12 protein-coding genes are annotated in these 15,314 nt (G+C 42.6%); 9 read left to right on the forward strand and 3 right to left on the reverse strand.

Going from position 1 to position 15,314, the window contains the following annotated elements; all coding sequences use genetic code 11:
* The first annotated feature begins 190 nt into the window (after positions 1 to 190).
* Positions 191 to 1,498, forward strand: coding sequence for an ATPase (locus ELZ11_RS03105; RefSeq protein ID WP_137355902.1), 1,308 nt, complete (start codon positions 191 to 193; stop codon positions 1,496 to 1,498).
* 351 nt (positions 1,499 to 1,849) lie between these two features.
* A complete protein-coding gene (gene focA, locus ELZ11_RS03110) occupies positions 1,850 to 2,692 on the forward strand; it encodes a formate transporter FocA (RefSeq protein WP_137355903.1) in 843 nt (280 codons plus the stop codon).
* A 221-nt stretch (positions 2,693 to 2,913) separates the two neighbouring features.
* Here focA and ELZ11_RS03115 read toward each other — a convergent pair whose 3' ends face one another.
* On the reverse strand, positions 2,914 to 3,711 hold the full coding sequence (locus ELZ11_RS03115; protein ID WP_137355904.1) for an ABC transporter permease: 798 nt from the start codon (positions 3,709 to 3,711) through the stop codon (positions 2,914 to 2,916).
* Positions 3,712 to 4,152: 441 nt separating this feature from the next.
* On the opposite strand from ELZ11_RS03115, the gene torE reads away from it, so the two are divergent.
* The 5 genes from torE to ELZ11_RS03140 all read left to right on the forward strand — a co-directional run bounded on the left by torE (position 4,153) and on the right by ELZ11_RS03140 (position 11,487).
* On the forward strand, positions 4,153 to 4,335 hold the full coding sequence (gene torE / locus ELZ11_RS03120; RefSeq protein WP_137355905.1) for a trimethylamine N-oxide reductase system protein TorE: 183 nt from the start codon (positions 4,153 to 4,155) through the stop codon (positions 4,333 to 4,335).
* Between the two features lie 50 nt (positions 4,336 to 4,385).
* On the forward strand, positions 4,386 to 5,567 hold the full coding sequence (gene torC, locus ELZ11_RS03125) for a pentaheme c-type cytochrome TorC (protein WP_137355906.1): 1,182 nt from the start codon (positions 4,386 to 4,388) through the stop codon (positions 5,565 to 5,567).
* A gap of 23 nt (positions 5,568 to 5,590) precedes the next feature.
* Positions 5,591 to 8,053: a trimethylamine-N-oxide reductase TorA gene (gene torA / locus ELZ11_RS03130; protein WP_137355907.1), complete on the forward strand. Its 2,463-nt coding sequence runs from the start codon at positions 5,591 to 5,593 to the stop codon at positions 8,051 to 8,053.
* Positions 8,054 to 8,526: 473 nt separating this feature from the next.
* On the forward strand, positions 8,527 to 9,495 hold the full coding sequence (locus tag ELZ11_RS03135) for a porin (protein WP_137355908.1): 969 nt from the start codon (positions 8,527 to 8,529) through the stop codon (positions 9,493 to 9,495).
* A gap of 252 nt (positions 9,496 to 9,747) precedes the next feature.
* Positions 9,748 to 11,487 carry a glycoside hydrolase family 36 protein gene (locus ELZ11_RS03140; protein WP_137355909.1) on the forward strand — a complete coding sequence of 580 codons (1,740 nt, stop codon included), beginning with the start codon at positions 9,748 to 9,750 and terminating at the stop codon, positions 11,485 to 11,487.
* Positions 11,488 to 11,646: 159 nt separating this feature from the next.
* Here the strand turns inward: ELZ11_RS03140 and ELZ11_RS03145 are convergent, their stop codons facing one another.
* On the reverse strand, positions 11,647 to 12,846 hold the full coding sequence (locus tag ELZ11_RS03145) for a putative manganese transporter (RefSeq protein ID WP_137355910.1): 1,200 nt from the start codon (positions 12,844 to 12,846) through the stop codon (positions 11,647 to 11,649).
* 79 nt (positions 12,847 to 12,925) lie between these two features.
* Positions 12,926 to 13,651, reverse strand: coding sequence for a transporter substrate-binding domain-containing protein (locus ELZ11_RS03150; protein WP_137355911.1), 726 nt, complete (start codon positions 13,649 to 13,651; stop codon positions 12,926 to 12,928).
* Between the two features lie 221 nt (positions 13,652 to 13,872).
* Here ELZ11_RS03150 and ELZ11_RS03155 point away from each other — a divergent pair, with 221 nt between their 5' ends.
* Entirely contained in the window at positions 13,873 to 14,778 is a 906-nt protein-coding gene (locus ELZ11_RS03155) for a manganese-dependent inorganic pyrophosphatase (RefSeq protein ID WP_137355912.1), read from the forward strand.
* A 121-nt stretch (positions 14,779 to 14,899) separates the two neighbouring features.
* Entirely contained in the window at positions 14,900 to 15,289 is a 390-nt protein-coding gene (locus ELZ11_RS03160; RefSeq protein WP_137355913.1) for a DUF2750 domain-containing protein, read from the forward strand.
* The last annotated feature ends 25 nt before the right edge of the window (positions 15,290 to 15,314 follow it).

Consider the following 15,314-nt stretch of genomic DNA (forward strand, 5'->3'; position numbering starts at 1 on the left):
GGTTTTGTTAAATGAAACTGAAATGCGGGATTATTAAGCGCTTACACGTTAAATTAGTGTTGCAGTGGTTGAATTTTATGCTTTTAGTTTGCTAGGCGTGTCAATTTTATAAGAGGTGTAATATAGTCAAAATCAATATTTTCTCATTTTTGCATCTGCATAGCGGATGTAATGCTCAGAAGGACTAGTAATGACAAAAAGTAAAGTTGCATTGATCACCGCTATGCTACTTGGCGTTGTAGGATGTCAAAGTACTCCATCTTCTACAGAGGGTACGAATTCAGGGACGAATAAAGACAGTGCACAAACTGAGTTACGAACCTTCGATTCTATAGACAGTATTTATCAAACATGGTCAACCAAGCTTATAGATGTTGATGCGTTAGAGATATACGCTCCTGAAAATTATGGTGAATTGGTTGATGCTTGGAAGGACGCGCAAGAGATTTTTGCTGATATGGTGTCAAAACCAGAGCTCATAAGTAAAGGGTACTCGATTTTTTCTAGTCAGACTTATGCACAAGCATTTGACGAAAGAGTTGCGCTTGTCGAGCAAAACTATGATGCAATTATGACTCTGAAAAAGAAATCAGATGCTATTTTAGCCGTCGCAATTGATCAGGTTGCGTATTTAGATGACCTCGAAGCGAATGCTTTGTTCCCATCGAGTTACAAACGATTGTACTCGCAGTACCGCGGTTTATTTAATCTGGTGTTGCTTGACGAGTTAGAAAGTGTTCAAGAAGAGCAAGTAAGCTTTTTGACTAAAGCTCGAGTGCTAGAAGTTAAGGTGGTTCGACATAAGTTTGTAGAACCGCTGCTTGCTCAATATGAGCTTCTTGTTGATGAAGATTTCGACGAAGTCGCACCGTTAACCTTAGCTCGCGCTAAATCCCAAATTGAACTTACCGAAAATCGTATCGAAGCGAATCCAAGAGCGATCACTGTTATCAAAGAAGCGGTTGCTCAAGCTGAATTTGAATTAGATCATGTCCGTAGCGTTGCACAAGAAGTAAAACTGATTGCGAGTGTGGAAGACGAGCAATTTGAGCAAGTAGTGCTAGATATGGAAAATAGACTTTTAGCTATTTCTAGAGCGGTAAATGGCCGAGATTATCGTAACCTAGCCTTAAGTCAGCAGTCTGACAACATTGTAAGCAATATTGAGGACATTCAAAGCGCTGATAAAACCGATGCGTTAAATAGCGATCTTGAAGAGTTGAGAGCTAAACTTGCTGTATTAGAAGACCGAAATAAACAATATGTTTCTCAGCTTGCGGATGCGAAGAAGCAAAGTGAGATGCTTAGCGATCAAGTGACTCGCAGTGATGCTCATATTCAGAGCTTAGAAACGTTAGTCGATAGCCTAAAGAATCTTGACAAGAAAGTAGCATCGGAAGCAGAACCGTCTAGCGCGCTACCTGTAGAAGAGGTGAAGCTTTCACCTGAGACGGAAGGCGTAGAATTGACACCTGTAGTGGAAGGTGAAGGCGCTTAGCCACTGTATCTTCTTTTCTAAAAAAGCGCCTGAGGGCGCTTTTTTAATGTCAGTTGATCTGTATCAAATTTTTAAACTTTGGCGGGGCAATTGAACTTGAAGCTAAAGCTTATCTATTACCTGTAAATATTAATACTTTGAAATATATAGCTTTTATTTAATCGTCTGTTTTCTTTGAGAATTATAAAAGTCTTCATGAATACTACTTTTGTATAGTGCGATGCTCGTTAAAATAACTCTAAAACCTCACTAAAGGCTTACGACTAAGCTGATGAAAAAATTAGCACTTGAATTACTTTTTGAAAGGGAGGATTATCGTCGCCCCTAGCATGTTTCAAAATGTAAATCGCGATGAACCTTAATCAATTCGACTCACTACTCCCTCCTCAAATGGCCGAGCGTGCCGCAGAATTAGGAGTGGGTAAGGCCACTAAAGATCCTGTTAAATCTTTCCTATTAGCCATTTCAGCCGGTATTCATATCGGTATTGCGTTTGTTTTCTATACAATAGTGACAACCGGAGCAGGTGATCTCCCTTGGGGAATGACGCGCTTTATCGGTGGTCTCGCTTTCAGTTTAGGATTGATTTTAGTTGTTGTGACTGGTGGTGAGTTGTTTACGAGCTCTGTTCTGACTTTGGTGGCTCGTGCAAGTGGTAAAATATCCTGGGGTGTACTCATTAAGAACTGGGCGACAGTTTATGTAGGTAACTTAGTCGGCGCGCTATTGCTGGTGGTATGTATGTTAATGACCAAGCAATATATGTTTGATAATGGTCAGGTTGGGCTGAATGCCATGGCGATTTCTCAGCATAAAATGCACCATGGTTTTCTCCAGGCGGTTGCACTGGGCATTATGTGTAATGTTTTAGTGTGTATTGCCGTTTGGATGACGTTTAGCGGACGAACCCTAACGGATAAAATTGCGGTGATGATCTTACCTGTCGCCATGTTTGTATCTGCTGGTTTTGAACACTGTATCGCCAATATGTATCAAGTTCCGCTTGCGATTGGGATCAAAACCTTTGCGCCAGCTGAATTTTGGACAATGACAGGGGCTAATCCTGCTGACTATATGGATCTTAATTTGATCGATTTTATTCTAAATAACCTGATTCCTGTGACTATGGGTAATATTATAGGAGGAGGGATTTTTGTAGGGATGTGGTACTGGTTGATATATTTACGAGACTAAATTAGTTTTTAATAGCCCGCAGAAAGCGGGCTTTTTTGTACATGACTATTACTGGTCAATGAGATTTGTATGTGATCGGCCTTCAAGAGTCGTAGGAAATAAACTCTGTGTATTACATAAGGTTATCCACATTTTCTGTGGATAACGTGTCTCAAATTGAGTGAGTAAATCGATCTTTAGGGCAGGTGATGAGTGCTGCTATCCCTTTATTGCCTTAGGTCTCAGCTTGTCTTGTTGATAAAAGACACTTTAACGCGACCTTCTTTGGTGATTGCCGCTTTTAAAGATAAATGCAGGGCAAGCGTCAAGGAACAAGCCATCATCACAAAGATCGCGATCATGATCATTAGCTGGTATTTGATTGCGACCATAGGCGAAGCGCCACCGAGAATTTGACCAGTCATCATTCCAGGCAAGGTAACGATCCCCGTCGTTGCCATAGAGGCCATTATTGGAGATATAGATTTTTGAATTGCGGTGCGAATAAAAGGAGCAGAGGCATACTGTGGGGAAGCCCCTAAAGATAGAGCCCCTTCATACTCAGATTTACGTAATTCAAATGCGCCAAATAAATTTTGTAAAGCCACTATATTGCAGCTCAAACAGTTTCCTAGCAGCATGCCCGCAATTGGAATGAGATATTGAGCGCTGAATATAGGGTTAGGCTTAATCACAAGTGCACAGATGAGGATGACAAGCGGAATTGCAGTGGAGGCTAGGCTGAATGAAATCGGAAGTAATAGAGGCTTCTGAGGGAGCTTTGCTTTACCAATTATTGAGTTAGCTCCAATCAAAACCATAATTAGAAGCCAGCTAAGGTTTACCCACCAACTATTTAGATCAAAAAGGTACTCGAGATATACGCCTACCAAGGCGAGTTGTATCGTCATTCGCAGGATGCTGACTAAAGCTTCTTTCGCAATTCCCAGCTTAAAGTAATAACTGATGCCCAGCGGAATAAGCAGAATAGAACTGAATAATAAAAGTTGGAACCAGGAAATATCAACGACGTCTTGCATGAATTCTATCTCAGTAATGAAGTCATCATGATAACTGAAATAGCCTCGAATTGAAGCGAATACAGATTACATTTATTACGTAATTTTCAAGTCTCCCATTAACAATATTTAAACAATTGGGCGCAAATAACATAAATAATAATCTACTACTAACTGAGTAGAACGTTAAATAATGTCATGTTTATGTTGCATTTTTGTTTGATCTTATCATTTCTGCTACATTATTAATTTGTCATATCTATTAATAGTTTTTAACATGCTTTTTTAACTAAACACATACTTGGATGAGCTCAAAAAAGTGTTGAATAACAAGGGGTGTAAGCCCTTATTTGATTGAACCCTACTCTTAGTAGGTCTAATATTTTTTATCAGAAATAGAAAAAACTTTGGCTCTGCATACAGGGCTATCCAAAATTACTAAATACAAAATAGGCAAAATGTATGAGTGATGTTAATAAAATCGAAAGTGGCGAAAAGCGCTCGCTGGAGTGGAAGTCATTCCTCTTCATCGCGGTTGTTCTCTTTCCAGTTTTAAGTGTGGCTTTTGTAGGGGGTTACGGCTTCCTTGTTTGGGCTCTGCAAGTGTTTGTATTCGGACCTCCAGGTGCTCACGGCGGTATGTAACGCCTTCTGATTCCACATTTTTGATTGAATAATTTTTAAGAGAGCTAATCATGAAGTCATTTTTAGTTAAATTGTGGCGAACTATGACTCGCCCAGCAGTACACATTAGTCTTGGTGTGCTAACCATGGGCGGTTTTATCGCCGGCGTAATTTTTTGGGGTGGTTTTAACACGGCGTTAGAAGCAACCAACACAGAAGAGTTCTGTATCAGCTGTCACACTATGCGTGACAATGTATACGTTGAACTACAAGAAACCGTTCACTGGAAAAACACTTCTGGTGTTCGTGCTACTTGTCCAGACTGTCACGTTCCTCATGAATGGACAGCAAAAATCGCTCGTAAGATGCAAGCATCTAAAGAAGTATTCGCGCAAGTTTTCGGTGACCTAGATACACCTGAGAAATTCGAAGCACGTCGTATCGAGCTGGCAAAACACGAATGGGATCGTTTCTCTGCGAACAAATCTCTAGAGTGTAAAAACTGTCATAACTACGACTCAATGGATTTCGAAAACATGCGTCCTACAGCTCGTATTCAAATGAAGAATGCAGCAGAGCGTGACCAAAGCTGTGTGGATTGCCACAAAGGTATCGCACACAACCTTCCTCTTGATATGGAATCGGCGAGCGGCATCGTTGGCGAGTTAGAGCAAGTTGCAAACAGCACCTCTTACTCTACTGGTAATGATGTTATTTCAATCCGTCACCTTCCAATGTACACGGATGAAACGGCAGAAGTCGAAGCTGGTCTATTAAGCCCTGCAAGTAAAGTGGCTGTGATCGACGAAAAAGGCGATATGATCAAGATCCAAATCGACGGTTGGCGTAAAGCGAAAGGCTTTGGACGTGTAATCCAAGAAGATTTCGGTATGAACATCTCGACCGCTATTTTGACAAAAGACGTATCTCAAAGTGACGTAATCACTGTTGGTGAGAAGAAAGAAGATGAGCTAACAGGCCTTCCATGGGAAAAAGTTGACCTAGCACTTTGGATGAAGAAAGAGTCTATGGTTGATAACTTTGACCCAATTTGGAACGCGGCTGGTCAAGCTTACCAATCGAACTGTTCAACGTGTCACTCTCAACCTGACGAAGCTCACTTCAGCGCCAACGGCTGGGTAGGCATGCTAGACGGTATGATTGCATTCGTTAACTTCGATACTGATACAGAAGCTCTAGTTCTTAAGTATCTACAGAAGCACTCATCAGATTTTTCTGAAGGCCATCACTAATAGACGTCAATTGGAGTAACACAATGGCAATTACAAGAAGAAGTTTTCTGAAAGGTGTCGCAACAACTAGCGCGGCATCAGTTATTGGCCCAAGCCTATTAGCGTCGGCTTCTGCTTCAGCAGCAGAAACGGACGGCACTTGGAAAGTATCGGGTTCTCACTGGGGCGCATTCCGCGCTCGAGTGTACGCAGGTAAAGTACAAGAAATTAAGCCGCTAGAGCTTGATAAGCACCCAACAGACATGCTGAAGGGTATTAAAGGCATCATTTACAGCCCATCTCGTGTGCGTTACCCAATGGTACGTCTAGATTGGCTGAAGAAGCATAAATACAGTGCCGACACTCGTGGTAACAACCGTTTTATTCGTGTGACTTGGGATGAGGCACTCGATCTTGTTTACCGTGAATTAGAGCGCGTACAAAAAGATTACGGTCCTTGGGCTCTGCACACTGGTCAAACTGGTTGGAGACAGACTGGTCAGTTCCACAGCTGTACTAACCATATGCAGCGTGCAATGGCACTGCACGGTAACTCAGTTAAGAAGATTGGCGACTACTCAACAGGTGCTGGTCAAACGATCATGCCTTACGTGTTGGGCTCAACCGAAGTTTACGCTCAAGGTACTTCTTGGGAACTTATCCTAGAGAACAGTGACAACATCGTTCTTTGGGGTAACGATCCGGTTAAAAACCTGCAAGTAGGCTGGACATGTGAGACGCATGAATCTTTCGCTTACTTAGAGCAACTGAAAGACAAAGTCGCGAACAAAGAAATTAATGTAATTTCTGTTGACCCTGTTAAAAACAAAACAGGCCGTTACCTAGAAAATGAGCAAATGTACATTAACCCACAAACTGATGTGGCGTTCATGCTTGGTGTTGCTCACGTGCTTTACAATGAAGGTCTTTACGATGAGAAGTTTATCGAAACTTACTGTCTAGGCTTTGAAGACTTCATCAAGTACGTTCAAGGTGAGACAAAAGATAAAGTTGAGAAAACACCGGAATGGGCTGCAGAAATTTGTGGCGCAAGCGCTGATTCAATTCGTAAGTTTGCTCGCATGTTGGTTAATGGTCGTACGCAGATTCTTGTGGGTTGGAGTATCCAGCGTCAAGAGCATGGTGAACAGCCTTACTGGATGTGCGCAGTTATTGCAGCAATGGTTGGCCAAATTGGTCTACCTGGCGGTGGCATCTCTTACGGTCACCACTACTCAGGTATCGGTGTTTCTTCAACAGGGTTTGCGGCTCCGGGGTCATTCCCTCTGAACATCGACCAAGGTCAAAAGCCTAAGCATACAAGCATGGACTACAACGGTTACAGCCGCGTTATTCCAGTTGCTCGTTGGGTGGACAGCTTGCTTGAACCTGGTAAGAAGATCAAAGCGAACGGTTCAACGGTTACACTGCCTGATATCAAGATGATGGTATTCAGTGGTAACAACCCTTGGCACCACCACCAAGATCGCAACAAGATGCGTAAAGCATTCAAGAGTCTACAAACGGTAGTGGCTGTTGATTTTGCTTGGACAGCAACTTGTCGTCACTCTGATATCGTGCTTCCAGCATGTACTCAGTGGGAACGTAACGATATTGATGGTTACGGCGCATATTCTGGGCGTGGTTTGATTGCGATGCATAAGCTAGTAGATCCGTTGTTCCAGTCTAAGACTGATTTTGAGATCATGTCTAACCTAACTAAACGTTGGGGTCGTTACGACGATTACACTCGTGGCATGGATGAAATGCAGTGGGTTAAATCTCTGTATGACGAGTGCCGTGCATCGAACGAAGGCAGCTTTGAAATGCCAGAATTTGCAGAATTTTGGGAGAAAGGTTTCCTAGACTTCGGTAAAGGTAAGCCTTGGACTCGCCACGCTTCATTCCGTGAAGACCCTGAGATCAATGCATTAGGTACGCCTTCTGGTTTCATTGAAATTACAAGCCGTACTATTGGCAATATGGGCTACGAGCACTGTCAAGAGCACCCGATGTGGTTTGAAAAAACAGAACGCTCTCATGGTGGCCCTGGTTCAGAGAAACACCCGTACTGGTTACAGTCTTGTCACCCAGATAAGCGTCTTCACTCACAAATGTGTGAATCTGAAGAGTTCCGTGCGACGTATGCAGTACAAGGCCGTGAGCCTATCTACATCAACCCAACCGATGCTAAAAAGAAAGGCATTAAAGATGGTGATGTAGTACGCGTGTTCAACGACCGCGGTCAACTGCTAGCGGGTGCTGTTCTTATGGATAGTTACGCCCCAGGTGTAGTACGTATTGAAGAAGGTGCTTGGTATGGCCCGATGAATGAGAAAATTGGTGCGCTAGATACTTACGGCGATCCAAACACTTTGACTCAGGACATTCCAACCTCTGAGCTAGCTCAAGCGACATCAGCAAATACTTGCCTAGTCGACTTCGAGAAGTTCACAGGTAAGCTACCTCCTGTTACTTCATTCGGCGGACCGATTGAAGTAGCATAACCCAAGCTTACATGTTGAAAGCCCGCTCACTGTAGCGGGCTTTTTTGTGTCCGTTTATTAGATGCTCTTGTAAGTGCAATGCTGCAGGGGTTTAACTTAAACAAACCGGATTGTTCGTTATTGGGGCGCAGCTTATTAATCCTTCTATTAAAAGCTAATAGGGGCTAAAAACTGAATGCTTTTTGGATAATGAGATTTGATTTTATATTCGTAAAATACCGCTACTCCAAATTTATATGGAACTAATTAGAAACCTGTTTGTTGCATGGTTTTCTGAGAAGTAGATCAAGTTTAATGGTGCCTTTTGCTCGGTTTATGGCCTGTTTTTAGAAGTTTTGATGCGTTGAGAAGTGAAATCTCAACCTTATTGAAAGTGTTTGATTTGTTCGTATTAGCCGATGTATCTAAGTTTGCTGTCAGAGCGGTATGAGGAAACTCTGCTCATAATTAAATACACATAGGACAGTATTAAAATGAAAAAGACAGCAGTAGCATTAGCACTTTCTCTTGTAACAGGTTCAGCTTTCGCAGTAGAAGCTCTATCTGGCGATCAATTCACAGTTTCTGGTGAGTTTGCAGTAGGTGGTTATTCAGATTCTTCTGAAACCGTTGCTGGACGTGACGTATACAACGGCGGCGCAACAGGTTTCGATATCTTTGCTGATTACGAAAATGGCAACATTGTTGGTAAATTTGGTGGTGAATTCGATATTGAGAACGACTACGGTACGTCTCAGTCCACTTTCACAATCACAGATACTTGGGTTGGTTACAAAACTGACCTAGGTGTAGCTTCTGTTGGTTATGCAAATGACACTGCACTAGATGCGATTGACGGTGCTGCTGACCAAACAATTGAATTTTTATGGTCTCCTTCTGATGCTTCTGACGCTCGTCAAGTTGTGAAATTTGAAGGTGAAAAAGAAGGCTTCATCTACGGTATTTCTTACTTTGGTGACCGCAACTACCACGATGAGAATTCAGCAGAACCTGCAATCGCACAAGATGGTATTAACGGTTACGTAGGTTATGGTAGTGATGTATTTACTGTAAACCTAGGTTATGAAGACAACGGTGAAGCTGAAGGTAATGTTGCTTTAGATGAGCAAACTGACAAGCTACTTATCGTTAATGGTACGGTTAAAGCGGGCGATTTCGGTGTTGGCGCAACATTCGGTGAAGAAGAAAACGCTGCTGGAGAAAAAACTAAGCTAGTAAACACTTCTGTTGGTTACTCAATGGATGCACTTTACCTTGCTGCTGGTTACGTAGTTATCGAAGAAACACGTGAAGCAGTAAACGTAGGTGGTTCTTACGCTTTCTCTGAAAACCTAACTGGTCTTGTGGACGTTGCTTACCACGTTTCTGATAAAGGCCTAGTAAGCCAAGGTATTGAAAAGGGTGACATCGAGTCATTCGTTAAACTGGCTTACGCATTCTAATTCTAAGCTACATTTCGGGCTAAATTTTGGCTTCGCCTTGGAGCTATTGAAAGCTGGATGCTTTTCAAATAATAAACTGCCTTTGCCCTCCGGAGTTGGAGGGCTTTTTCGTTTTTGTGTTTTTAATTGCTTGTTAGTACTTGGTTGCGCACAAGGTGAAAACGGTCACGATTTGTAAGTGAGTTATTAGTCACTATAAATATGCCGTGCTCTAATCTATGCATTCTTAGCTCGCTAGATTGGAAGGCATTGATGTCTCAAAGTATTAATTTAAGTTACGACTACCGGGTTGAAATTATTCCCCATGATTTGGTTGTTAAACATGATGGCAGCCAGCTTCACTTTTCATTGCAGAGTATGCACTCTGATCCCATTAATGATCACTTCCAGCTAGCTGACATTATTGGCCCAATTGAGCCGCAAGCCAATATCTTGGGTGATGGGTTTCAAATGCTGGCGCAAACGGCTGGTACAGCAGAAAGCCCAGTAGATGTTGGACGCTGTCCTGACAATAATTTGAGCTATCGGATTTATGAAGCGGAGGCGGCGAAGCGGTTTTATAACTATCTCGTTGTTGAACAATCCACAGGCTTCACGCTGTTTGGCTTTACTTCATGTCATCGCTTTTCAGGATACTTTGAGTTAAATCGCATTGGCCATAGCGCGACTATTTCAGTTTGTCTGGATGGTGAGGGTATCAGCCCGCAGTTCTGGGAAACCAATCGCTTGGAAAGCATCTGTGTTTTGCAAAGCTCGTCGTTAGATGACGTGTACAGTGAATATTGCCGCTATCTCAATCTACAACATCCTCCACGTATTGGTACTTTTAAGCCAGCACCCATTGGTTGGTGTTCTTGGTATGCTTATTATGCCGATGTGACCGAGGGGGATGTTGATGCAAATATTCGATGTATGGATGGAGAGTTAGACGTACTTGAGTGGGTGCTACTTGATGATGGTTATCAGGCATTTATGGGGGATTGGTTAACACCATCTGATAAATTTCCGAGCGGTGTTAAGGAGTTAATTGCGGGCATACGCGAGCGAGGAAAAAAGCCTGCGATATGGTTAGCCCCGTTTATTGCTCAACCGGAATCTGAAATTTTTAAACAACATCCAGACTGGTTTGTTCGCAACACTGATGGTGATTTACTCAAGGCAGAAGACGCGACCTATGGTGGATGGCGTTGTACACCATGGTATGTATTAGATACTTCACACCCAGAAGTTCAAGAGCACCTGATGCACGTTGTGTCGGTTATGCGCGAAGAGTGGGGCGTTGAATTGTTTAAGTTGGACGCTAATTACTGGGGAACACTCAAAGGAAGCCGTTTCCAGAAAGGTATTACCGGAATTGAAGCGTATCGTTTAGGGATGCAGGCAATAGCGAAAGGAGCAGGAGACGCTTGGTTGCTTGGGTGTAACGCGCCGATGTGGCCTTCTTTAGGTACGGTAGATGCAATGCGAGTTTCTGACGATGTCGAGCGTCGACCAGAACGTTTTCAGCAAATTGCTCGAGAAACTTTTTACCGTAGCTGGCAGCACAAAAAAATTTGGCAGATAGATCCTGATTGTGTGACGCTGACGTCTTTAGCGAACCAATCAACGGACCGTGCTAGTTACGAGTTTCATCGCAATGTAATGCTGACTTGCGGTGGCCTACTGCTTAGCGGGGATCCTCTGCCTGAGTTGTTAGGGTTTGCTAAGCAATCTTTATCTAAGTTGATTGAAAGGCAGCGCATCAATCAGCAAAGTGCGATTTTTAGCTCTTTAAGCTTAAATCACGCATTTTTACAGCTGGATGAACACAGGCAACTTCATAGTTTGTTTAACTATGGAAAGGATGAAAAAGAATTTACGTTGACCGCCGAAAAGCCAACTGATTGGTACGATTTCTGGTCGGGAGAGAAACTTAATTCCGAGCCTAGTGCATGGCTAGAGTTGACGGTGTGCGCGGGAACATCTTCAAGAGTCGTTATTAGCAGCATGTAACTACAGACGTGGGAAGGATTGTCACCTTCATTCATTAACTCTATGTCGCGCAAAATAAGCTGTAAGTGCTGGCGGCATTATGGTGAGAAAACGAATTCATCGACTCTCATGCGCACCATTGGTTTGAATGAGAGTCGATGTATTAAGACTTGTCGACCACTATATTTCAAATAAGAAGAAGTAGCTGTACCCAACAATGAGCGCGGGTAAAGCGGAGTAAATCGTGGCTACGGCAGCCGCTTTAGGTGCCATTGCGATTGCAGGAAATAGGGCATCACCGTCATTGGATATTGAGTTTGATATTTGAGCGGATAACGGCATTACACCTGACAGGTAAAGGCTGGTAACAAGAATTTGAGGTCCACAGCCAGGTAGTAATCCCACTGCCAAACCGACTAATGGCATCCAAATACCCCAACCAGATACGAGTGCGACAAGGTCTAAGTGAGTAAAGAAAATGGATAACTCAAAAAGCATAAACGCCATAATTACCCACGCGCTGACAAAGTTAGTGTCTTGAGCGGTTTTTTGCAGTGGGTGGGAGGACAGTGATTTCTTATCTTCGGCAACGGTCGATTGGTAGTCTTTAATATCTTTTGTTAAAGACCAAAGCAGCATGCTACTGACCGCAAGAATCGCTCCCGTCCATTCCATTGTGGATTCTTGTAGCTGAAAAAGTTGGTTCACATCGACTTGGAATGAGTCTAATAGCGCAATGATGGTGGCTGGGAGCAATAACCACTTCCAGAATAAACCTTGAAGGTTGATGGCTTTATCTTCAAGTTTGCTGTGGGCCACATCTTTAGATTCAATTTGATCGTTGTTCGTCTTCGGTCGAAGAAAATTATCTGCATGAAAAAGGTTTACGATTAATCCGCTAATAGAGCCAACGACAATTCCCATTAGAATAATGCCGAAGCCAACTTTTGGTGAACTTGCGAGTAGTAAGAAAGCAGCATCGCCCATGGTGGAGGTTAATACCGCAACCACCGAGCCAAATCCAACTCGGCCATTAATGAATTGTGTAGTCACCACAATAGCCCCGCCACATCCAGGTAGTGCACCAAGCATAGATGCGAAGACGACTTGATGAGAGCGAGAAGAGTGATATAGCGTGATGAGCTTGTTTTTGCTACTCATCAAAGTGGAAAGGTGGTGGTAGACGGCTAAAGTGAATGCAACATAGCAAGATACAGCCCAAAAAGAGTCTGATAAGGTCGATACGGTGATATCGCGAGTGGTTTCATTCGCGATCAAAGCGATTAGGGTAATGGGCAGCAACAAGCGCTTATAAGCAAGGTGAAAACTAGATATTTGAGGAAGCTTGGCCGCAAAGTGCATGAGTTTTACAGGAACCATTCCAGAAAAGCCTTTCGTAATGAGAATTATTATCAGTATATGTAAATGATAATTATTCGCAACTAAAAGTTTGAATAAATTATTTATATTGTTCAATTAAGCGATCGTACTCACCTGATTGCTTTATTTGGTGCAGGCCGATCATGAATTTCACGAGTAGTTTTTGCTTATTGGGGTGGTTTTTAGAAACCGCGAGGTAAACGGGTTTGATCATCAAACTTCGATCGACGAAATAAAACAGGTCGGGGTCGATTCCGAGTTTCCTTATAGTGTGCATCGTGGCTCTTTCGTCCGCGATAATAGCGTCGACGCGTTTGGCTTTGAGTTTTCGAATGTTGGTAGCAAGATCGCTTCCGACCTCTCTTGTGAAATAGGCAGAAGAATTAAATGCTTCACCATATCCATAATCTTCGATAACCCCGACTGTCATACCTTTTAAAGATTCGTAGTTTTGATAGTCGAATCTATTCTCCTTAAGAACGATAAACTTTAGGTGAACCGTCAAGTACGGAACACTGAAGTGGAGTGAGTCGGTACGGCTATCAGACCACCAAATGGAGACCATTGCGTCTTTCTGCTGGTTTTTCACTTCTTTGAGAGCTCTTAACCATGGTTTGGTTTCAAATTCAAGTTGGTAGCCCTGTGTTCGATACGCGGCTTTCACGATTTCAACAGCGAGTCCTGAATTTTCATTAGCAAAGACATACGGTGGCCAAGTTGCTTGAGTCGCTTGTATGAGTGTGTTGTTAGATAGTGCGTGAAAAGGAAAGAACAACAAAAGCCAAAACCCAAACAGATTCTTCATAAATCGCCCTCCAGACAATGTGTTAAGTCTAGTCAAGAGTTTGAATTTCTGATCTCAATATTAGGAATTTTTATAAGTGACAGGTTAGTGATAATTACAAAGTAAAAATCTGTTACTTGTAGAGAATGACAAATTTTAAAATTCAGGTAAAGTAACGACCTTTGTGAGCAATTTTATCTACAAGATAGTAGATCTCTAATTAGACTTGAATAGGAAGAAAGATGATTCTAGTTGTCGGTCATAAGAACCCAGATAGCGATAGTATTTGTAGTGCACTAGTAGCAACTGAGCTACTAAAATCTCGTGGTCTTGAAGCAATGCCAATTCGCCAAGGCGAAATCAACCGCGAAACTCAGCACATTTTAGAAGTTGCTGATGCTGAAACTCCAGAACTGCGCACTTCTGTAGCTGGCGAAAAAATTTGGCTAGTAGACTACTCTGATCTAGCACAGGCACCGGATGATGTAGCAGAAGCTGAAATTCTAGGTATCGTTGACCACCACCGTCTAGGTGATGTGATGACAGTTAACCCAATGGAAGCTTGGATCTGGCCTGTAGGCTGTACTAACACTGTTCTATTCAACATGTTCAAGATTGAAGGTCACTCAATCTCGCAACAAATTGCTAAGCTAATGATGTCAGCTATCCTTTCTGACACAGTAGGCTTCGCATCTCCTACATGTACTCAAAAAGATAAAGACGCAGTTGCAGAACTGGCTGAAATCGCTGACGTACAAGACGTAGACGCGTTCATTAAAGATCTATTGATTGCTAAGACAAACATTGAAGGCCTTTCTGCTGCTGAGCTAGTAGAGAAAGATCTTAAAGGCTACCCATTCAACGGCCGTGACGTTGTAGTTGGTCAAGTTGAGCTTGCGACTCTAGAGCAAGTTGACGGTATGATCGAAGCACTAGAAGCTGACCTTGAAGCTCGTTGTGAGAAAGACGGTCTAGCATTCGCTGCAGTGATGCTGACAGACATCACAACGGCTCAAACTCGTCTTCTTTACAAAGGTGAGTGGGCTGAAAAATTAGTTAAGCACGAAAAAGACGGCTTACTAATGATGGAAAACACGCTAAGCCGTAAGAAGCAAGGCTGGCCTTGGCTACAAGCTGAGCTAGTGTAAGCGTTAGCTATGCAACTTTAAACGCCTGCTGATTTTCAGCGGGCGTTTTTATTTTTACTACTAATAAGTTTATATTTAAGACATCTAAGCCTGTTGGTACGAATAACTAGGAAAACCTAGCATGACAAAACAACTTGATGATACTCAAATCGCAGCGATCAACAAATATGATGGTGAGCAGCGTTTCAAATACTGTATTAAAGAAATCGTTGCGAACCGTGAAGTATGGATCTTAACGGATGAGCATGGTTGCGTGATGTTGAATACAGAAGAAGAAGATTGCGTTCCTGTATGGCCAAACCAAGAATTTGCTGAATCATGGGCAACAGGCGATTGGGAAGAGTGTAAAGCTGAAGCAATTTCATTGAATAAATGGCACAGTCGTTGGACTGTTGGCTTGGAAGACGATGAGTTAGCTGTGGTTGTATTCCCTAACGAGCAAGAAGAAGGGGTGATTCTTTTCCCTGATGAATTCGATTTTGAATTGAAGAAGCAAGCTTCTCGCCGTTAAGTATTTTCTCTGTCAGTTAATTTCT

The organism is Vibrio profundi (genome assembly GCF_005281835.1).
Lineage (GTDB): Bacteria > Pseudomonadota > Gammaproteobacteria > Enterobacterales > Vibrionaceae > Vibrio > Vibrio profundi.

Coding starts and splice junctions, on each gene's coding strand:
- ELZ11_RS03105 (WP_137355902.1), top strand. CDS start 191: ATGACAAAAAGTAAAGTTGCATTGATCACCGCTATGCTACTTGGCGTT.
- focA (WP_137355903.1), top strand. CDS start 1,850: ATGAACCTTAATCAATTCGACTCACTACTCCCTCCTCAAATGGCCGAG.
- ELZ11_RS03115 (WP_137355904.1), bottom strand. CDS start 3,711: ATGCAAGACGTCGTTGATATTTCCTGGTTCCAACTTTTATTATTCAGT.
- torE (WP_137355905.1), top strand. CDS start 4,153: ATGAGTGATGTTAATAAAATCGAAAGTGGCGAAAAGCGCTCGCTGGAG.
- torC (WP_137355906.1), top strand. CDS start 4,386: ATGAAGTCATTTTTAGTTAAATTGTGGCGAACTATGACTCGCCCAGCA.
- torA (WP_137355907.1), top strand. CDS start 5,591: ATGGCAATTACAAGAAGAAGTTTTCTGAAAGGTGTCGCAACAACTAGC.
- ELZ11_RS03135 (WP_137355908.1), top strand. CDS start 8,527: ATGAAAAAGACAGCAGTAGCATTAGCACTTTCTCTTGTAACAGGTTCA.
- ELZ11_RS03140 (WP_137355909.1), top strand. CDS start 9,748: ATGTCTCAAAGTATTAATTTAAGTTACGACTACCGGGTTGAAATTATT.
- ELZ11_RS03145 (WP_137355910.1), bottom strand. CDS start 12,846: ATGGTTCCTGTAAAACTCATGCACTTTGCGGCCAAGCTTCCTCAAATA.
- ELZ11_RS03150 (WP_137355911.1), bottom strand. CDS start 13,651: ATGAAGAATCTGTTTGGGTTTTGGCTTTTGTTGTTCTTTCCTTTTCAC.
- ELZ11_RS03155 (WP_137355912.1), top strand. CDS start 13,873: ATGATTCTAGTTGTCGGTCATAAGAACCCAGATAGCGATAGTATTTGT.
- ELZ11_RS03160 (WP_137355913.1), top strand. CDS start 14,900: ATGACAAAACAACTTGATGATACTCAAATCGCAGCGATCAACAAATAT.